The sequence below is a fragment of the Mycobacterium barrassiae genome (genome assembly GCF_025822765.1).
In the GTDB taxonomy this organism is placed as follows: domain Bacteria; phylum Actinomycetota; class Actinomycetes; order Mycobacteriales; family Mycobacteriaceae; genus Mycobacterium; species Mycobacterium barrassiae.
This window is the reverse complement of the sequence record NZ_JACKUK010000023.1, coordinates 675,197-693,015: the sequence shown is the minus strand read 5'-3', so window position 1 is coordinate 693,015 and position 17,819 is coordinate 675,197. Positions and strand designations below refer to the sequence as shown.

Annotated in this window: 20 protein-coding genes; 14 read left to right on the top strand and 6 right to left on the bottom strand. The window is 66.5% G+C overall.

Annotated elements, in window-relative coordinates; all coding sequences use genetic code 11:
* The first annotated feature begins 3 nt into the window (after nt 1–3).
* Complete coding sequence (locus tag H7J93_RS13730) at nt 4–942, top strand: TIGR03619 family F420-dependent LLM class oxidoreductase (protein WP_267306816.1); 939 nt, start codon at nt 4–6, stop codon at nt 940–942.
* A 49-nt stretch (nt 943–991) separates the two neighbouring features.
* On the opposite strand, the gene H7J93_RS13725 is transcribed toward H7J93_RS13730, so the two are convergent.
* The gene (locus H7J93_RS13725; protein WP_267306815.1) at nt 992–2,563 is read right to left on the bottom strand and encodes a PTS transporter subunit EIIC; all 1,572 of its coding nucleotides are present in this window, start codon (nt 2,561–2,563) and stop codon (nt 992–994) included.
* Nucleotides 2,564–2,685: 122 nt separating this feature from the next.
* Between H7J93_RS13725 and H7J93_RS13720 the strand changes: the two genes are divergently transcribed.
* Genes H7J93_RS13720 through H7J93_RS13705 form a run of 4 tightly spaced genes read left to right on the top strand, consistent with a single transcriptional unit; the run spans nt 2,686 to nt 5,773 of the window.
* Nucleotides 2,686–3,156, top strand: coding sequence for a PTS sugar transporter subunit IIA (locus H7J93_RS13720; RefSeq protein ID WP_267306814.1), 471 nt, complete (start codon nt 2,686–2,688; stop codon nt 3,154–3,156).
* Entirely contained in the window at nt 3,157–3,942 is a 786-nt protein-coding gene (nagB, locus tag H7J93_RS13715; RefSeq protein ID WP_267306813.1) for a glucosamine-6-phosphate deaminase, read from the top strand.
* Nucleotides 3,943–5,082 (top strand): N-acetylglucosamine-6-phosphate deacetylase, encoded by a 1,140-nt coding sequence (gene nagA / locus H7J93_RS13710; protein ID WP_267306812.1) that lies wholly within the window; start codon nt 3,943–3,945, stop codon nt 5,080–5,082.
* 16 nt (nt 5,083–5,098) lie between these two features.
* Nucleotides 5,099–5,773: a hypothetical protein gene (locus H7J93_RS13705; RefSeq protein WP_267306811.1), complete on the top strand. Its 675-nt coding sequence runs from the start codon at nt 5,099–5,101 to the stop codon at nt 5,771–5,773.
* Nucleotides 5,774–5,795: 22 nt separating this feature from the next.
* Here H7J93_RS13705 and H7J93_RS13700 read toward each other — a convergent pair whose 3' ends face one another.
* Nucleotides 5,796–7,484, bottom strand: a complete 1,689-nt coding sequence (locus H7J93_RS13700) for a patatin-like phospholipase family protein (RefSeq protein ID WP_267306810.1) — start codon at nt 7,482–7,484, stop codon at nt 5,796–5,798.
* Between the two features lie 124 nt (nt 7,485–7,608).
* Here H7J93_RS13700 and H7J93_RS13695 point away from each other — a divergent pair, with 124 nt between their 5' ends.
* The 3 genes from H7J93_RS13695 to H7J93_RS13685 all read left to right on the top strand — a co-directional run bounded on the left by H7J93_RS13695 (nt 7,609) and on the right by H7J93_RS13685 (nt 9,010).
* Complete coding sequence (locus H7J93_RS13695) at nt 7,609–8,055, top strand: SRPBCC family protein (RefSeq protein ID WP_267306809.1); 447 nt, start codon at nt 7,609–7,611, stop codon at nt 8,053–8,055.
* Nucleotides 8,039–8,578, top strand: coding sequence for a TetR/AcrR family transcriptional regulator (locus H7J93_RS13690; protein ID WP_267306808.1), 540 nt, complete (start codon nt 8,039–8,041; stop codon nt 8,576–8,578). Before H7J93_RS13695 ends, H7J93_RS13690 begins: the two co-directional genes overlap by 17 nt.
* A gap of 87 nt (nt 8,579–8,665) precedes the next feature.
* Entirely contained in the window at nt 8,666–9,010 is a 345-nt protein-coding gene (locus H7J93_RS13685) for a hypothetical protein (protein ID WP_267306807.1), read from the top strand.
* Between the two features lie 59 nt (nt 9,011–9,069).
* On the opposite strand, the gene H7J93_RS13680 is transcribed toward H7J93_RS13685, so the two are convergent.
* Complete coding sequence (locus H7J93_RS13680) at nt 9,070–9,267, bottom strand: hypothetical protein (protein ID WP_267306806.1); 198 nt, start codon at nt 9,265–9,267, stop codon at nt 9,070–9,072.
* A gap of 53 nt (nt 9,268–9,320) precedes the next feature.
* On the opposite strand from H7J93_RS13680, the gene H7J93_RS13675 reads away from it, so the two are divergent.
* Together H7J93_RS13675 and H7J93_RS13670 are read left to right on the top strand one after the other, a co-directional pair.
* Nucleotides 9,321–10,022 carry an Ntn hydrolase family protein gene (locus H7J93_RS13675; protein WP_267306805.1) on the top strand — a complete coding sequence of 234 codons (702 nt, stop codon included), beginning with the start codon at nt 9,321–9,323 and terminating at the stop codon, nt 10,020–10,022.
* A 67-nt stretch (nt 10,023–10,089) separates the two neighbouring features.
* On the top strand, nt 10,090–10,701 hold the full coding sequence (locus H7J93_RS13670) for a GNAT family N-acetyltransferase (RefSeq protein ID WP_267306804.1): 612 nt from the start codon (nt 10,090–10,092) through the stop codon (nt 10,699–10,701).
* Nucleotides 10,702–10,772: 71 nt separating this feature from the next.
* Here H7J93_RS13670 and mbtN read toward each other — a convergent pair whose 3' ends face one another.
* The 3 genes from mbtN to mbtL are packed head-to-tail and all read right to left on the bottom strand — an operon-like array spanning nt 10,773 to nt 13,779.
* A complete protein-coding gene (mbtN, locus tag H7J93_RS13665) occupies nt 10,773–11,936 on the bottom strand; it encodes a mycobactin biosynthesis acyl-ACP dehydrogenase MbtN (protein ID WP_267306803.1) in 1,164 nt (387 codons plus the stop codon).
* Entirely contained in the window at nt 11,933–13,513 is a 1,581-nt protein-coding gene (gene mbtM / locus H7J93_RS13660; protein ID WP_267306802.1) for a long-chain-fatty acid--ACP ligase MbtM, read from the bottom strand. The genes mbtN and mbtM overlap by 4 nt, the downstream gene beginning before the upstream one ends.
* Nucleotides 13,510–13,779 (bottom strand): mycobactin biosynthesis acyl carrier protein MbtL, encoded by a 270-nt coding sequence (gene mbtL, locus H7J93_RS13655; RefSeq protein ID WP_267306801.1) that lies wholly within the window; start codon nt 13,777–13,779, stop codon nt 13,510–13,512. Before mbtL ends, mbtM begins: the two co-directional genes overlap by 4 nt.
* 178 nt (nt 13,780–13,957) lie before the next feature.
* On the opposite strand from mbtL, the gene crcB (H7J93_RS13650) reads away from it, so the two are divergent.
* Genes crcB (H7J93_RS13650) through H7J93_RS13635 form a run of 4 tightly spaced genes read left to right on the top strand, consistent with a single transcriptional unit; the run spans nt 13,958 to nt 17,782 of the window.
* Entirely contained in the window at nt 13,958–14,464 is a 507-nt protein-coding gene (gene crcB, locus H7J93_RS13650; protein ID WP_267306800.1) for a fluoride efflux transporter CrcB, read from the top strand.
* Nucleotides 14,461–14,829: a fluoride efflux transporter CrcB gene (crcB, locus tag H7J93_RS13645; RefSeq protein WP_267306799.1), complete on the top strand. Its 369-nt coding sequence runs from the start codon at nt 14,461–14,463 to the stop codon at nt 14,827–14,829. Before crcB (H7J93_RS13650) ends, crcB (H7J93_RS13645) begins: the two co-directional genes overlap by 4 nt.
* Nucleotides 14,830–14,885: 56 nt before the next feature.
* A complete protein-coding gene (gene pgm / locus H7J93_RS13640; RefSeq protein ID WP_267306798.1) occupies nt 14,886–16,517 on the top strand; it encodes a phosphoglucomutase (alpha-D-glucose-1,6-bisphosphate-dependent) in 1,632 nt (543 codons plus the stop codon).
* A complete protein-coding gene (locus H7J93_RS13635) occupies nt 16,514–17,782 on the top strand; it encodes an MFS transporter (RefSeq protein WP_267306797.1) in 1,269 nt (422 codons plus the stop codon). Before pgm ends, H7J93_RS13635 begins: the two co-directional genes overlap by 4 nt.
* Nucleotides 17,783–17,819: the final 37 nt, after the last annotated feature.

Below are 17,819 nucleotides of genomic sequence, written 5' to 3'. Positions count from 1 at the left end.
GTAATGGCGACGCGCACCCCTGAACTCTCCTTGTACTTGGGGACTTTCACCGACGGGCCGCACCATGACTGGCGTGCGACGTTGGATTTGGCTCGTTCGATGGACGTGGCGGGAGTGGACCGCGTGGTGGTGTCCGACCATGTGGTGTTCGGCGAGAACCTCGATGCGTATGCCGATGCATCGATCGGTGGCCAGGCCGGCGGTAGGCAACCGACCGGCCCGGACGGCGCATGGCTCGAACCGTTGACGGTCCTGACCGCGATTGCCGCCACAACGACGCGCATCAGGCTGGGCACCGCGGTACTGCTCGCCGCGTTACGACGTCCCGCGGTATTGGCCAAGCAGCTCGCCACGCTGGATGTGTTGTCGGAAGGCCGAGTTGATCTCGGCGTCGGCGTCGGCTGGCAGCGCGAGGAGTACGAAGCCGCCGGGCTGTCGTTCGACGACCGCGGGCGACTGCTCGACCACACGCTCGAGGTCTGCCAGACGTTGTGGACACAGCAGCGGGCCTCCTATCGGTCCGCCGAACTCGCCTTCGACGGCATCCATCAGATGCCCAAGCCGGTGCAGCCCGGTGGCGTCCCGATCTGGGTCAGCGGCACCGTCAACAATGCGGTCGCACGCCGGATTGCGCGCTTCGGAAGCGGCTGGATCCCGTGGGGTTCGGCGTACTCGGACCTCCCCGGCGCGATCGCGGCGATGAAGGACAAGGTGCGCGAGTTCGGCGGTGACCCAACCGGTCTGCAGGTGCAGGGCATCGCACGGGTCGACAAGGCCGACGACGGATCAATCGACTACGCGGCATCGGCAGCTGCCGTCCCTGCCCTCGTCGACGCCGGTGTCACCGATGTGAGGTTCCCGGCGTCGTTGACCGCAGACCGGAGTCGCGTGCCGGAGATCCTGCCGCCGCTCGTCGAAGCGTTCCGGGCCGTTTCTGAGTGATTTGTGTGCGTTCGAGAGCGCTGACCGCTCGCGAGTGCACACAAATCACTCAGAGAAGGTCGTTGATGTCGTTCTTCAACGCCTCGGCGTCGGTGCCGAAGACCGCCTGCACGCTGTTGCCCACCTCGACGACGCCTGCGGCGCCGAGGCTCTTCAATCGAGCCTGGTCCACCTTGCCCTTGTCGGACACGTCCACCCGTAGCCGAGTGATGCAGGCGTCGACGTTGACGAGGTTCTCCCGGCCGCCGAAGGCCGCGATGACCTGTTCGGCCTTGCTGTCCGCACGGGCGGGTGCGGTGAGCGTCGCGGTCGCGCCGGCCGCGACGGCGGTCGCCGAATCGGCTCCCTCGCCGAGGTTCGCCTGCTCCTCGGCCTCGAACTCGCTCTCGGCCTCGCGGCCGGGGGTCCGCAGGTTCCACTTCTTGATCGCGAACCTGAACAACAGGTAGTAGACGGCGAAGAAGACCACGCCCATCCCGATGAGCAGCGGAATGTTCTTCGCGGCCGGCGCGGTGCCGTACAGAAGCAAATCGATGAGCCCGGCCGAGAACGAGAAGCCCAGGTGTATGTCGAGCAGGTAGGCGATCGCCAGCGACAGCCCGGTGAGCACCGCGTGGATGACGTAAAGGGGGAACGCCACGAACATGAACGCGAACTCGAGCGGCTCCGTCACGCCGGTCAGGAACGCGGTCAGCGCGGCTGCTGCCAGAATGCCGACCGCGACCTTGCGCTGCTTCTTGTTCGCGACGTGGATCATCGCCAGCGCGGCGGCGGGCAAACCGAACATCAGGATGGGGTAGAAGCCCGAGGTGAGGATGCCCGCCGTCGGATCACCCGCGGCGAACCGGGTCAGCTCACCGGTCACGGTCTCGCCGCTGGGCGGCTGATAGTCACCGTAGAGGAACCAGATGTACGAGTTGGGGATGTGGTGCAGGCCGAACGGGATGAGCATGCGGTTGGCGAACCCGTAGACGAAAGCGCCGAATGCCCCGCTCGCACCGATGAACTCGCCGAGGCTGGTCAGGCCCGCGTCGAAGATCGGATAGAAGTAGCTCATCGCGAAGGCGATGAACAGGCTGGCCAGCGACACCACGATGGGGACGAACCGCCTGCCCCCGAAAAAGCCGAGGTACGACGGCAACTGGATGGTGTGGTAGCGGTCGAACAGCCACGCCGTCACCAGGCCGATCACGATGCCGGCGAACACGCTGTAGTTGATCTGCGCCTGTTCGCCCGCCTTGTCCAATTCGCCGGCGAGGACGATCGGCGACATGGTCTTGAAGACCGCCTCCATCACCAGATATCCGACGACGGCAGACAGCGCGGTGGAACCGTCGGCCTTTCTGGCGAAACCGATCGCCACACCGACGGCGAACAGCAGCGGCAGGTTGCTGAAAAGTGCATCGCCTGCCGCGCTCATCGCCTTGAAGAAGTCGCCGATGACCGGCGTCTCGATCCTGCCTAGCAGGTCGGGCTGGCCGAGCCGGAGCAGGATGCCCGCCGCGGGCAGTACCGCGATCGGCAGCATGAGGCTTTTGCCCAATCGCTGCAGCTGCGCGAAGCCGGGGAATCTCAGTCCCGACTTTGCCTGTGTTTCAGCGGGTTTCGCTGCGTCACTCATCGACGGTGACCTCCTCGCCATAGCCGACCGAGCGTTGCAAGCTTAGAGGAATAGCCGAAGTCCGGGCTCTCTTTCCGGCACGCTCGTATTGTTGGTGCGCACGAGCAGAATGGAGTCTCGACGTGAGTACGACGCAGGTGTTGGCCCCGGTCGGTGGGCGTGCGGTTCCGCTCGCGGATGTCCCCGATCCGGTTTTCTCGGCGGGGATGGTGGGTTACGGCGCCGCGGTCGACCCTCCGCACGAGGTGGTCGACGCGGTCGCCCCGGTCAGCGGGAAGCTGCTGAAACTGATGCCACACGCTTACGTCGTCATGACGCCGGACAACGTCGGCGTTCTCGTTCACCTCGGTCTCGATACCGTCCAACTCAAGGGCGACGGTTTCACCGCGCATCTGAGCCAGGGCGATGAGGTCACCGTCGGTCAGGTCGTCATCACGTATGACGTCACCTCGGTGGTGGCCAAAGGGCTGAGCCCGATCGTTCCGGTGGTCGTGATGGACGAACGCGAAGCGGGCAACATATTGCCGTCCGAAGCGGTGCTGGAGGGTGCGCAGATCCCTTCCGGGGCAGATCTTTTCATCGCGAACAAATAAATGGAAGTCATCATCCTGCCGGACGCCAACGAGATTGGCGTCGTCGGCGCTGACGCGATCGCCGCGCTGCTCGGTCGCAAACCGGATGCCGTGCTGGGCCTGGCGACCGGTTCGTCTCCGCTGGCGATCTACGACGAACTCGCGCGGCGGCACGCCGCCGGAACGATCTCGTTCCGCCAGGCCCGCGGCTTCACCCTCGACGAGTATGTGGGCCTGCCTGCCGACCACCCTCAGCGGTATCGCAACGTCATCGACGAGGTGTTCGTCTCCAAGGTCGACTTCGCTCCCGGCGCCGTGCAAGGCCCGGATGGGCTGGCCGCCGACATCCCGTCCGCATGCGCGGAGTACGAGGCCGCGATCAGCGACGCGGGAGGCGTCGACCTACAGATTCTCGGCATCGGCACCGACGGGCACGTCGCATTCAACGAACCCGGTTCCTCATTGGGCTCACGCACCAGAATCAAGACGCTGACCAGGCAGACGCGGATGGACAACTCGCGCTTCTTCGGAGGCGACGTCGACGCGGTGCCGACCCACTGCCTGACGCAGGGGCTGGCGACCATCATGGAGGCCCGGCACCTGATCCTGGTGGCGACGGGGCGCGGCAAGGCCGAGGCGGTACATCACCTGGTCGAGGGGGCGATCTCGGCGTTGTGGCCCGCGACCGTGCTCCAGCTTCATCCGCACGTCACCGTTCTGGTCGATGAAGCAGCAGCGCGACGGCTCCAGCTCGTCGACTACTACCGCGAGACCTATCGCGCCAAACCGGAGTGGCAGGGCATCTGAGTGCTGCTGACCGCCGAAACCGTACTCACCGGACGAGAGTTGTTGCGGCCCGGATGGATTGAGATATCGAACGGCCTCGTCGATGCGGTCGGTGACGGCACGCGGGCTCGATCGCCGGATCGGGACCTCGGCGCCGTGACGGTGGTGCCGGGCTTCGTCGATGTCCATGTGCACGGTGGGGGAGGGACGAACTTCTCGGCTGCCGTCCGTTCCGATACCGCCACGGCCGTGGACTTTCACCGCAGGCACGGCACCACCACGCTGATCGCGTCGTTGGTCACCGCCGCGCCCGACGATCTGTTGCATCAGGTAACCGAATTGGCTGCCGACGTCTCCGAAGGCCTGATCCACGGGATCCACCTCGAAGGTCCGTGGCTGTCCACGTTGCGTTGCGGCGCTCACGAGCCCGCCCTGATGCGCGACCCCGACCCCGCCGAGATCAACCGCGTCCTGGCGGCCGCCGCCGGGGCGGTGCGCATGATCACCATCGCACCGGAGCGCGACGGCGCGCTGGCGGCGATCGACCGGATCGTCGACGCGGGTGTCGTCGCCGCCGTAGGGCACACCGAGGCGACGTACGAGCAGACGCGTGCGGCGATCGCGGCGGGCGCGACGGTGGGCACCCACCTGTTCAACGCGATGCGCCCCATCAACACCCGTGAGCCCGGCCCGGTCATCGCGCTGCTGGAAGACCCTCGCGTCACGGTCGAACTGATCACCGACGGTGTGCACGTCGACCCGGCGCTCTATCGGCATGTTTCGCGCAGCGCGGGACCGGACAGGGTGTCGTTGATCACCGACGCGATCTCCGCGGCCGGTATGACCGACGGCACGTATCGCTTGGGCCCGCTTGACGTCGACGTGCTGGATGGGGTGGCGCGCGTGGCAGGCACACAGATCATCGCGGGGAGCACCGCCACCATGGACCACCAGTTCCGGTTCGCCGTCCAGAACAGCGGACTTCCGCGCGACGAGGCACTGCTGGCCGGCGTGCGGCAGGCCTCGATCAATCCGGCTCGCGCGCTCGGTCTGCCGGCTCAGGGGCTGGTCCCAGGCGCCGGCGCAGATCTCGTCGTGCTCGACGCTGATCTCGCCGTGACCGGCGTACTGCATCGGGGAGCATGGGTGGTCGCCGTTTAACTGGCATCCTGGCGAGGTGGGGCTGTTCATCCGCTTGCTCGAGCTGCTGATCGTGATCGTCCCGGTCGCAGTCGGCGTCACCGCCGCGATCAGGGCTTTCTCATCGGCCAAGAACCGAGGTGCACAACAGGAAGAGATCGACGGCCACGCCGGCCCTGGTCTCGGGTCTGCCCAGCCCGCCAGTGGCAATCCCGCCGCGCTGTGGCGCACCGTCACGCGTGCGATCGAGGAACATTCACGCATCGAGTCGCGATGGCTGAGCTACGAACTCGACCCGGCCAAACTGCTGGAATTCCCGATGATGACCGATCTGCGGGCGCCGCTCACCGAACGATTCCACAAGGCGAAGATCCGGGCGGACATCCTGCGACCGGTACGAGCCGAGGATCTGCTTGACGACCGTGAGTCGGCCGCGAACTACCTTGCTGCTGTCGAGGAGTACGTCGCCGCATTCAATGCGGCCGAGGCTGAGGCGATTCGTCGGCGGCGAGACGATTTCCCCGAACGGGACAAGCAGCGGATCGACCGTGCTCAGCGGCTACTGCGGGTGGCGTCGAATGAGGCTGCGACACCGAGCGAACGTGAGCGCGCATACGATCGCGCACGCCAAGAACTCGAGGGCCTGCTCGTTCTTCCGTCTGCAACCCGGGCAGCCATCGAGCGCGGCATCGCGGGTGAGATCAACCCGTGACGGCTATCGCTGCGGTGCCCGGTCACGTCAATCGTTCGTTTCGCCACCGCGCCAACCGATTCTGAGGCACCTCGAGGGCTGCCATCACCGCGCTCATCGGTGACGCCACCGAACCGCGCCGGGCGGCGGGCCTGGTTTCGGGGACGGCGGGCCGGTCGCCTTCCCACCACGTCGGCTTGAGCAGCGCGGTGGTGACGGGGATGGCCTTCTCAACGCTCTTGCGTCCCCACGCACAGGCGCGGTCGATCGACGCGCGCGACGGTGCGAGGTTGGCGGGGGACAGCGTGGGCGAGAAGCGGACGAGGTGGTCGGCGTAGGGAGCATTGCGCACCATCTGCAGCTGGACCGCCTGCGCGATCGGGATGAGCCACATATGACGTGGATCCCATTGCGGGTGAAAACAATCGAACGCGAGATAACAGGCGTTGCGGGTGCCCAGCCTGCCGTCGCGGACACGCTTCCACGCCAGTTCGACCGGGACGTTGCTCGCCGCGCCCCCGTCGACCAGCGCCGCGACCTCCTTCTCCTTACACAGGGCGTCGAGGATCGGGACCATCCGGCGGTCGCTCGTTTCGTGGTGCAGCACACCGGGAATCGCCGACGAAAAGGATGCTGCGTCGACGACGTCGACGTCGCGGGTCAGGTCGTCGTCGCCGACGACGATCGGCTTGACCACCCGCACGTCGATGAACGCCGACACCTGCCACAGCCGACGCGCGACCTGCGCCCCGATTCCGATCGGACGGAAGGGCAGTGACCGCATCTGCAGCGCGGCCAGCTCCGGTCGACGAAATCGTGACGGGAGCGCGGCATACGGCTGTTTACGCACACCGGCCACGACAATGTCGAGTGGAATCGCCAAGTCCGACATCCGCATTCGTTCACCGTCTTCGCGGCTGAACAAGGCGTGCGCGAAGTCGTCGAAGCGCAACGAGAACAGACCGGCCAGCCCATGCCTGCGGCGAAGTCGTTCGGGTCCGAGGATGGCGCCGTATGTCACCGTCTTCGCCCACGCGACGTACTCGTCGACCGGTATCGGGAGGGTGCGGGCCATCACGCTGCCGATGATCGATCCGAACGACGAACCGATCATGTAGTCCGGTACCTGGCCGACGTCGAGCAGCCGCTGCATACCGCCGATGTAGACGAATCCCGCACCACCTCCGCCGCCCAGCACCGTGACGAGTTTCTTGTGGCCCGCCTCGGCGTCCAGTTCGACGGGGGAGAAGGCGTTTCCATGCCTCTCGATGAGTAGGCGACGCTGCTCGTCTTGGGCGTCGGTCAGATCCGCAAGAACATCCCGCACTCGCGCCAACGCCGTTGCGGGGTCGCGCTCCTCGCGCAGCGGCACGTAGAGCGCATCGGCCACCCTCGTCCGCCACTTGGCGAGTTCGGCGCCCACCGAGACGTCGCCGCGTCCGCGGCTGCCGCCCGGGCCGGCGGCCCCTGGCTCGAAGTCGGCGAGGCGGGCGAAGTTGAGGATGTACCGCAGCCTGCGCAACTGTTCGTCGCTCAGCACGCCGGGCTTCGCCAGGTGATGCCGGACGAGCTTGTTCTCCATTTTCTGCAGCAGCAGCGCCGGCTCGGCGGAGGAGAGATCGACGGCGCCGATGGAGTCGGCGACCTCCTCCTCGACGGCCTCAGCAAGGTCGAGCGCGACCTCACGGCGGTTGAGCCGGTCGAACACGGCGTCGTCGAACGGAGTCTCCATGTCTAAGGCTGCGCCACCAAGTCCTTCGAGTCCTGAATTGTGTGCTCGACGGTAGAGGGTCGGACGGGTTATCCACGTGATTTCGGGCTTCCGTGGCGCATCGAGTTCATGTACCGTCTGGTACATGATTACCGATGCGGGCGTCGACATCGACGCACCAGCCACCGTTGTCTGGGACGTCTTCAGCGACGTTGAGCACTGGCGGGAGTGGACGGCCTCGGTCACCAGCCTGGTCGCCCTCGATGGCGCGGGCATTGCAGTCGGCAGGCGCTTCGAGATCAAACAGCCGCGCATGCCGAAGCTGGTGTGGGAGGTCACCGACGTGACGCCCGGTCAGTCGTGGACCTGGGTGCAGCGCTCGCCCGGCGGTCTCACGGTGGCCAGCCACGAGGTCAGCGCGATTTCCGGCGGACGGACACGGGTGCGTCAGCAGATCGACCAGCGCGGGCCGGTCGGCGCCCTGGTCGGCCTCGCCATGCGGCGAATGACGCGGCGCTACCTCGACATGGAGGCCGCAGGCCTCAAGGCGCGAAGCGAGCAGCTGTACCACCTCGATGGCCCGGCCTCTTGACCTCGAGCGGCGCCAGTCGCTGCTCGACGCGTTGGTGGAGGAGTTCGCGGCAGGCGGCATCGGTGACCGCTCGCTGCGCGACGTCGCCGCCGCGGTCGGCACCAGCCATCGCATGCTGCTGCACCACTTCGGTTCGCGCGACGAACTGCTGTTGGCCATCGTCGACGAGGTCGAACGGCGTCAGATGACAGCGATGCGCGAGCTGCCGGACGATCCGGCGGACGCGATCGCCGCCATGTGGGCGGACCTGCGCAAGCCCGAGCTGCGGCCGTTCGAGCGGCTGTTCTTTGAGTGCTATGCGCGCGGTGCTCAGGGCGAGCAGCCCTTTGCCCGGATGGTGCCGGCCGCCGTGCACTCCTGGCTTGACGACGAGGCGGCGCGCACGGTCGACCCCGCGATGATGCGCCTGGGCCTGGCTGTCGCGAGGGGGTTGCTGCTCGATCTGGTGGCCACCGACGACCACGAGGGTGTCGATGCCGCGGCGGCTGCGTTCGTCGATCTGGTGCGTCGAGCAGGCGTTTAGCCAGCACCGGGCCGCGGGTAGTCCAAGACAGTCGGGGGTCGAGCACGCCCACATTCGGTGGGGTGCGATTGAAGGAGTCGACCTTAAATGAATGTCAAGAAACGCGTGGTGACTGCGATATGTGCGGGCGCGTTGGCGGGCGCCGCACTGGGGATCGGGTCGGGTGTCGCAAACGCCGGTCCGAAGTGGCCGAGCCCGCCTCCGTGGCCGGTGCCCGGCCCTGGCGCGAACTTCGGTGGACCAGGCAACCCGCTGCCGCCCGGGCACGGTGGGCTTCCGCCACCTGGACATCGCAACTACGTGATACCGGTCTGGGCGCCACCAGCGCCGCCTCCGCCGGCCTGGGCTCCGTGGCTGCCGGTGGAGTGGAACAGCGAATTGAACGTCTGGGGTGTGCACTGGAACGGAGAGTTCCGAGCCGCACCGTTCTAAATGTCACCGTTCTGATGCTGATCTGACGGGTCGCCCCGCCTCCGGGCGGGGCGACCTTGTCAGTTGTCGTCGCTGCGCAGCCGGTCGCCGATGAAACCCAGCAGCCGTGGATCGTCGGACGTGAACCGGTCCATCTCTTCGCCACCGTCGCACCGCAACAGAGCGACCGTCACCGTGTCGCCGTGACGAGAGATCACCTCCCACACCGCACCCGAGTCCTGCCAGCGTTGGAGTTCGGCAACGCGGTCGACGTCCATGCCTCCACGATTGCACGGGGTGGGGCGACCGCAATGTGGGTACCACCTGAGATGTGACGGTCGTTCTCGCGCTGCGTTGTGCCGACGGATTGGTGATGGCGTCGGATTCCCAGATCACCGATCCCGTCCGCGGTGTGAGTTATCCGTCTCAGAAGCTGCATCCCCTCGGCAAGCGCGCCGCTTGGGGCGGGAGCGGCTCCCGAGCCGTGCTCTTCGACCTCGAGCAGATCTTCGACGCCGAGGCGGACGCCGTCGTCGAGGCGCCGGATGTCGGGCACGCGCTGCAGGACCGAGTCCTACCGGTGCTCAAGCGGCACTACGACAACTTCATTCCCGAGGTGCCCGGGGGCAAGCCCGGCGCAACCCCCGCGACCTACCTCTTGGCCGCGGGCTATGCCCACGGGAAGCCGTTCATCATCGATATCGATCCGCACGGTCTGATCGGGCACCACGAAGAAGGCGGCTTTCAGGCCGTCGGCAGTGGTTCACCGATGGCGCAGCAGGCGTACGCGCTGCTGGCGCACTTTGAGATGACGAAGCGCAGTGTCGACTACGGGGTGGTGGCAGCCCTGCGCGTGCTCGACGCGCTCGACGCATCCTCACCGAGTGTCGGCGGACCGATGGACATCTGCCGCATCACGCCAGAGGAGGCCAAGCACCTCGACGAGGACGAGGTCGCTCGGGTCCGTGAGCACGTGAGCAGGTGGATAGAGCTGGAGCAGAAGGCGATCGACGAGTTGTTCGGCGATAGGTAGTGCGTGACGACCGCACGCTTGAGGTAGGTAAGCCTCGCCTCAGTTACTCGGGTAGGCTCGGCGGTCGATGACCGACATTGACCAGGCGCCATCACCCGTCCTGCCGCGTGAGCTGACGTCGATATCCGACGAGATGCGCGCCGTGGATGCACCGCCGACCCCCGTGCTGGCCGAGCCGTACGACGTGCGGCTCGTCGACGCCGCGGGTGATGCGGAGATGGTCTCGGAGTGGATGAATCGCCCACACCTGGTGGAGGCGTGGGAGTACGCCTGGCCGCCGCAGCGGTGGCAGCGCTACCTGCAGGCCCAACTCGACGGCGAGTACTCGCGGCCGTTCATCGCCAGCTTCCGCGGCCAGCCGTTCGCCTACCTCGAGCTCTACCGCGCGGCGAAGGACTCGATCGCCCCGCGCTATGACGCCGATCCTTACGACATCGGTCTGCACGCGGCCATCGCGGAGCTGCGGTTCGTCAACCGGGGGATCGCGCCGATCATGTTGCCCCGCTTGGTCGCCAGCATCTTCGAGCTCGATCCGCGGTGCCGTCGCATCATGTTCGACCCGGACCACCGCAACACCGGAGCGCGTGGCGTCTGCGAACATGCGGGTGCCGTGTTCCTCGGTGAGCATGACATGTCGAACCGGCGGATGGCCTTGTACGCGCTGGCGCGTCCACTGTAGACCCGCGAGCAGACGTGAAACCCCCCATTTCTGGGCGATTTTGGGGGTTTACGCGTCTTCTCGATGACAAGCTACGGCAGCTGGTTGAAGTCGGCGTAGCCGTCGTAGTCCGGCTTCATCGCCGCCGCGACCAGTTCCCACAACACTTCATCGGTGCCGCCGCCGACGCGCGCCAGTTTCATATCGCGCCACCACTTGCCCAGCGGCGTCTCGTCCACCAGATAGCCCGACCCGCCGAAGATGTGCATGCACTCGTTGAAAACCTCTTCGCCGAGGCGGGCCGCCGTGACCTTCATGGCCGCCGCGGTGCGAAGGTCCAGCTTGCCCGTCGCCGCGATGCCGTCGAGGGCGTACCGCAACATGTCGACGCGCGCCTGCAGATCTGCGATACGTAACCGCAGCGCCTGATGCTCGTACAGCGTGTGACCGAACTGCCGACGAGTCATCATGCGTGCCAGCGTGATTCCGATGACACGTTGCGCGGACGTCGACACCAGGCCGGCGACCGATATCCGTTCCTGCGCCAGGCCCCAGGAGATCGCGGCCAAGCCGATACCCGCACGGGCGACGAGGGCGTCGGCGGGCACCCAGGTGTCGATGTGCACCGCGGCGGTGTCCAGCGGTCCCGCACCGACCTTGCGATACGGCGTCTGAATCTCACACTGCGACAACGGGACAGCGACGACGACCACACTGCCGTGCTTGCTGTTCGGATCGTGGTCGACGTTCCGGGCCACCGCCAGCACATGGTCGGCGATCGGCGACAGCGAGACGAACTTCTTGATGCCCTTGACCTCGAAACCGTCACGGACGGAGCGGACCTCGGTGCCGACGATCTGTAGGTCAGACCCGCCGGACTGCTCCGAGGCGCCGATGCACAGCACGGCCTCGCCACGGATGGCCTGCTCGGCGATGTTGCGGAGGTAGTCCGACTTACCGAAGCGACGGAGGATCGCGATGCCCGCGTCGTGCAGCCCGACGCCGACCCCGATGCCCGCCGATCCCAGTGTGCCGAGCTTCCTTGCCAGTGCGATCACTTTCGCCACATCGCACTGCTGCTGACCAGTCGGCCACTTCGCTGCGAAAATGCCTGACTCACCCAGGTATTCGATGAGCTCGCGGGGAAAGCGCTCGCTCTCTTCGGCCTCGGCGGTCCACTTCGTGACCCGGTCGTCGAAGACGCGGTCGAGCAGCTCGGTGAATTCCTCCGCCTGAACGTCGGCGGTCACCGTCATCGACTGGCTCCCTCCAGGTTGCGCTTGACCTCCAACCGGCGCAGCTTGCCGGAGGACGTACGCGGCAGCGCACCGGGTTTCACGAACACGACATCCGCGGGCACCACGCCGCACTCCGACGCCACACGCGCCACCACTGCACTGCGCGCCGCGGATTCGTCCTCGCCCTTGAATTCCGCCGTGATGACGAGCTTTGGCCGTGCCGTCGCCTCACCTGTGCCCGTCGCGATGACGCAGCCGTCGCGTACACCCTCGATCTTGCCGGCGACGCGCTCCACCTCGGTGGGGAATATATTGCGGCCCGCGACGGTGATGAGTTCTTTTGCGCGACCACAGATGACGAGGCCGTCGTCGGTGAGGTAGCCGAGATCCCCTGTGGGCAGCCATTCCTGGGGATCGATCGGGTCTTCGCCGACGTATCCCGTCATGAGGGACGTGCCACGGACTTCGACCTCGCCGACGTCACGCCCCGTCACCTCGGTGGAGCGGGGCTCATCAGTGTTCACCCGGACCTCCATGCCGGGTATGGGGTGGCCGAGCACGGCGAACTGCCGGGTGGACTCGCCTTCGTCGGTGGTGACGGTGACCTCGTCGAGCCGAAGTCCGGTGAACGGTACGGGAATGGTTACCGCACAGGTGGATTCGGCGAGTCCGTAGGACGGGGCGAGCGAGTTCGGGTTGAAGCCGAACCGGGCCAACTCGGTGGAGAAGCGGGTGTACCCCTCGCAGTCGATGGGCTCACCGCCGTTGAGCGTGAACCCGAGGTTGCTCAGGTTCAGATCGGACAGACCGCTGGCGTACTTGCCGATGATGTTGAACGCCATGTTGGGCGCCGCGGTCATGGTGGCCTTGCTCTCGTCCAGCCAGTTGAGCCAGTTGAACGGGTTGCCCGCGAACGCCTTGGTGGGCGCCTGCCACAGCTCCGCCTGCGACAGCGTGGACACGAGCAGGAATGTCAGCCCCATATCGTGGTACAGCGGCAGCCAGCTGTGCATGCGGCTGTCTTCGTTGATGTTGACTCGCGTCTGGAGTCCGCGGAGGTTGGCGATAGCGGCCGCGGGCGAAATCTGTGCCGTGCGTGGCGTTCCCGTCGATCCCGCGGTGCCCTGCAGGATCGCGACATGTGCGGTGCGCGGGCCGTGGAACGTGGTGGAACGGTGTATGTGCGCGACCTCGGTGAGGTCGTGGACGACGATGCCCTCGGCGTGTTCGCGCAGCAACTCCAACTCGGCGCCGTGGCTGAAGGCGGTCGACACTCCGATGCTGCGGAATCTGTCCGCCGTGCTCCTGGCCCACTCCTGAGGGTCGGCACGCCGGATCGGGCCCGGCAGGATCGACAGTCCCGCGCCTGCGAAGAACGCGCCGGGAATCGCAGCGATGAACTCCACGGTCGGGTCGCCAACAAGCCCGACCGCGGTCGACCCGTCGTCGACGATGCGTTCGGCGATGTTTTCGGATCGCGCGTGGACCTCTTGCCAAGGGTGATGAATCCACTTGTCGTTCTCGGTATCGAGCACCGACAGCTTGGTCGGGGCACCCCGCATCGCAGCCGACAGCGCGTCGGCCAGGTCGGTCATGAGTTCCCCTGGGCGGCAGGCGCCTTCGCGAGGATGGCCGCTTCGAGGTCACCGACGGTATCGCAGCTCAGCAGGTCCTCTTCGGAAAGTGCCACGCCGAGTTTGTCTTCGATGGCCACCATGCCGACCGCGAAGGCGACGGAGTCGAGTCCGACGTCGTCGATGAGTCTGGACTCTCGGGTGACCCGGGCGATGTCGACGTTCATGTCTTCGCGGAGGATTTCGGTGAGGGCGGTGCTCACCGCTTCGGGTGTAGACGGCTTCACGGCGTGGGACGGTACACCGGAATCGAAGGTGAGGCTAGGCTTACCTTTGGTCGCAAACCCGCTTCTGGGGTGCTCGAGCGGTACAGTCACCGCTGGTGATGGATCTTGCCCGTAACCGGGTCGCTCGAGCCGCAGACCGGCTGGTAGCTCCTGCCGTCAGCGCACCGAAGGCCCCCACATGACGGCAGATCAGCCGAATGCCGAGCGCGCCGACGATTCGCACGCCGAGCTGCCTGTCGATCCCGACGCTCCTGCGATCCCCATCCGACCGCTGCATCTGCGGCCCTCGGCGATGGCGTGGATCTTCGCCGGAGGCATCGGCGGAACGGCGCTTCGGTACTACATCGAGAAGCTCATTCCGCACGACGGCGCATCATGGCCGTGGGCGACCTTTCTGATCAACCTCAGCGGGGCCTTCGTCCTGGGCGGGTTGTTGGAAGGGCTCACTCGGCTCGGCGATGACTCCGGATGGCGCCGACGCGCACGCCTGTGTGCGGGCACCGGATTCTGCGGCGCGTTCACCACCTACAGCACCTTCGCTTTGGAGATCGTGCTGCTCGGCCGGCACGGCCACTTCGGAACTGCGATCAGTTACGGCGTGCTCAGTGTCGTCGGCGGCGTGGTCACCGCCTGGCTCGGCATCGTCGTGATGGCAAGTGTGCACCGCAGGAGGACGCGGGCATGATCGCCATCCTCGCCTTCCTCGCTGGAGCATCCGGTGCGGTGACGCGGTTCCTGCTCGATTCATGGACAAAGGAGCGGTGGCGATCCCCGTTTCCGCTGGCGACCGTCGTCATCAACATCACGGGGTCGCTGCTCCTCGGCGCGCTTGCCGGTGCGGTGATCTTCCACGGCCAGTCCAGCGACTGGCAGACAGTGCTCGGCACCGGATTCTGTGGCGGGTACACGACGTTCAGCACCGCGAGTTTTGAAACTGTGCGACTGGTCCAACAGGGTCGGCGGATGCTGGCGTTGGTGAACGTCCTCGTCTCTCTGGTTCTGTCGGTCGCAGCCTGCGCGGGCGGATTCGCACTGATGTGGGTGCTCTGATCTGAATTCTCGCGTCGCCTCGCAGCACCCACCGGAACCGGAGCAGAATCGAGAGCATGGCCAATCCCCGCGCCGGTCAATTGGCGCAACCCGAAGACCTCATCGATGTGGCGCAGGTCGTCACGGCGTACTACACCGTCGAACCCGACCCCGATAACGTCGATCAACAAGTCGTATTCGGCACCTCGGGCCACCGGGGCTCCAGCCTCGACGGGGCCTTCAACGAGGCGCACATCGTCGCGACGACACAGGCCATCGTCGAGTACCGGCAGGCGCAGGGCACGTCCGGACCGCTGTTCATCGGACGCGACACGCACGCGCTCTCCGAGCCGGCGTGGGCCTCAGCGCTGGAGGTGCTCGCAGGCAACGACGTCGTGGCGATGATCGATGCGGCCGATCGGTACACCCCGACGCCCGCCGTCAGCCATGCCATCCTGACCTTCAACGACGGCCGCGACGGCGACCTGGCCGACGGGATCGTCGTGACGCCGTCGCACAACCCGCCCCGCGACGGGGGCTTCAAGTACAACCCGCCCAACGGCGGACCTGCCGATACCGACGCGACCGGGGCAATCGCCAAGCGCGCCAACGAGATTCTGCGCAACGGTCTCAAGGACGTGAAACGCGTACCGCTGGCCAGCGCGTTGAAGACGGCGCAGCGCCACGACTATCTCGACGCGTACATCGCGGACCTACCCAACGTCGTCGATCTGCACGCGATCAGCGCCGAGGGCATTCGCATCGGAGCCGACCCGCTGGGCGGCGCGAGCGTCGACTACTGGGGCGTCATCGCCGAGCGGTACAACCTCAAACTCACGGTGGTCAATCCGCTCGTCGACGCGACATGGCGGTTCATGACGCTCGACACCGACGGCAAGATCCGGATGGACTGCAGCTCGCCCAACGCGATGGCGTCGTTGATCTCCAACCGCGAGAGCTATCAGATCGCCACCGGCAACGATGCCGACTCCGACCGGCACGGCATCGTGACGCCCGACGGTGGGTTGCTCAACCCCAACCATTACCTGGCGGTGGCGATCGACTACCTGTACACCAACCGGCCCGACTGGCCGGCGTCCACCGCGGTCGGCAAGACCGCGGTCAGCTCGTCGATCATCGACCGGGTGGTCGCGGGGCTGGGCCGCAAGCTCGTCGAGGTGCCGGTGGGATTCAAGTGGTTCGTCGACGGATTACTCGGCGGCACCATCGGTTTCGGCGGTGAGGAAAGCGCAGGCGCATCGTTTCTGCGGCGCGACGGCTCCGTGTGGACCACCGACAAGGACGGCATCATCCTTGCGCTGTTGGCGTCGGAGATCCTCGCGAAGACGGGTTCCACGCCGTCGCAGCGGTACAACGAGCTTGCCGAAAAGTACGGCGCGCCAACGTATGCCCGCATCGACGCACCCGCCGATCGTGAGCAGAAGGCCCGGCTGGCCAAGCTTTCGGCCGAACAGGTGACGGCCACCGAGCTCGCGGGGGAGGCGATCACCGCCAAGCTGACCACGGCGCCGGGCAACGGCGCGCCATTGGGTGGACTGAAGGTGACGACGGACAACGCGTGGTTTGCGGCGCGCCCGTCGGGCACTGAGGACGTGTACAAGATCTACGCCGAGTCGTTCCGCGGGCCCGAGCATCTTGCGGAGGTGCAGGAAGCGGCCAAGGAAGTGGTGAATAAAGTCATCGCGTGAGCTTCGACGCGGAGGGCGACTGTTCGACAGTGGCCGACAAGCCGAAGCTGCCGCGGGAAGTCTGGCTGCTCGTCGCCGCGAACGTGGTGGTGGCGCTCGGCTACGGTGTGGTCTCGCCGGTGTTGCCGCAGTATGCCCGGCATTTCGGTGTCAGCATCAGCGCGGCGACCTTCGTCATCACCGCCTTCGCGCTGATGCGGCTGGTTTCCGCGCCGCCGGCGGGCTGGCTGGTGCAGCGGCTGGGGGAGCGCCGCGTCTACATCAACGGCTTGCTGATCGTCGCGGTGTCCACCACCGTGTGCGCATTCGCGCAGACCTACTGGCAGCTGCTGCTGTTCCGGTCGCTGGGTGGCCTCGGCTCGGCCATGTTCTCGGTGTCGTCGCTGGCGTTGATGATCCGGATCTCGCCGCAGGATGCCCGCGGTCGCGTGGCGGGGCTGTTCTCGTCGGGATTTCTGATCGGCTCGGTGGGCGGCCCGGTGCTCGGCAGCCTCACGGCCGGGCTGGGTCTGTCTGCGCCGTTTGCGATCTACGGGGTCGCACTGCTTGTCGCCGCCGGTGTCGTGTTCTTCAGTCTCCGGGGGAGCGACGGGCCCGTGTCGGACGAGGCTGCCGAACCCGCCGTCACGCTGCGAGAGGTATTGCGGCACCGCGCCTACCTTGCCGCCTTGCTGTCCAATTTCGCGACCGGCTGGGCGGCGTTCGGACTGCGGATCGCTTTGGTGCCGCTCTTCGTCGTGGACGTCCTCGGGCGCAGCACCGGCGTCGCCGGTCTGGCGCTGGCGACATTCGCCATTGGCAATGTCTCGGTGGTGATCCCCAGCGGCTACCTGTCGGATCGGATCGGACGGCGCAAGCTGCTCATCGCCGGACTGATGGCCGCCGCCGTGTCGACGAGCCTGCTGGGGGTGTCGTCGTCGCTGGTGATTTTCCTCGCGACCGCCTACATATCCGGCGCGGCGACGGGCATCTTCGTGTCCCCTCAGCAAGCGGCGGTGGCCGACATTGTCGGCAATCAGGCGCGCGGCGGGGCCCCGGTAGCGTTGTTCCAAATGATGGTCGACGTGGGGTCGATCGGCGGATCGTTGATCGTGGGCCTGATCGCCCAGCACGCATCGTTCGGATGGGCCTTTGCCGTCAGCGGCGCGGTCCTCTTCGTCGCGGCGATCGGTTGGATCTTCGCCCCGGAGACGCGTGGCTTACCTCCCGCCGGTCACACTCCGGCGCGCCCGCTTGGGCCGGAAGCCGCGGGCGAAGTGCCCTGATCTGCGATTTTGAAGCCATACCGCAGGTGGTGTAACT

What these genes read in the sequence shown, in the direction of transcription:
- H7J93_RS13730 (WP_267306816.1), top strand. Translation starts at nt 4, where the DNA reads ATGGCGACGCGCACCCCTGAACTCTCCTTGTACTTGGGGACTTTCACC.
- H7J93_RS13725 (WP_267306815.1), bottom strand. Translation starts at nt 2,563, where the DNA reads ATGAGTGACGCAGCGAAACCCGCTGAAACACAGGCAAAGTCGGGACTG.
- nagB (WP_267306813.1), top strand. Translation starts at nt 3,157, where the DNA reads ATGGAAGTCATCATCCTGCCGGACGCCAACGAGATTGGCGTCGTCGGC.
- H7J93_RS13700 (WP_267306810.1), bottom strand. Translation starts at nt 7,484, where the DNA reads ATGGAGACTCCGTTCGACGACGCCGTGTTCGACCGGCTCAACCGCCGT.
- H7J93_RS13695 (WP_267306809.1), top strand. Translation starts at nt 7,609, where the DNA reads ATGATTACCGATGCGGGCGTCGACATCGACGCACCAGCCACCGTTGTC.
- H7J93_RS13690 (WP_267306808.1), top strand. Translation starts at nt 8,039, where the DNA reads ATGGCCCGGCCTCTTGACCTCGAGCGGCGCCAGTCGCTGCTCGACGCG.
- H7J93_RS13685 (WP_267306807.1), top strand. Translation starts at nt 8,666, where the DNA reads ATGAATGTCAAGAAACGCGTGGTGACTGCGATATGTGCGGGCGCGTTG.
- H7J93_RS13680 (WP_267306806.1), bottom strand. Translation starts at nt 9,267, where the DNA reads ATGGACGTCGACCGCGTTGCCGAACTCCAACGCTGGCAGGACTCGGGT.
- H7J93_RS13670 (WP_267306804.1), top strand. Translation starts at nt 10,090, where the DNA reads ATGACCGACATTGACCAGGCGCCATCACCCGTCCTGCCGCGTGAGCTG.
- mbtN (WP_267306803.1), bottom strand. Translation starts at nt 11,936, where the DNA reads ATGACGGTGACCGCCGACGTTCAGGCGGAGGAATTCACCGAGCTGCTC.
- mbtM (WP_267306802.1), bottom strand. Translation starts at nt 13,513, where the DNA reads ATGACCGACCTGGCCGACGCGCTGTCGGCTGCGATGCGGGGTGCCCCG.
- crcB (WP_267306800.1), top strand. Translation starts at nt 13,958, where the DNA reads ATGACGGCAGATCAGCCGAATGCCGAGCGCGCCGACGATTCGCACGCC.
- crcB (WP_267306799.1), top strand. Translation starts at nt 14,461, where the DNA reads ATGATCGCCATCCTCGCCTTCCTCGCTGGAGCATCCGGTGCGGTGACG.
- pgm (WP_267306798.1), top strand. Translation starts at nt 14,886, where the DNA reads ATGGCCAATCCCCGCGCCGGTCAATTGGCGCAACCCGAAGACCTCATC.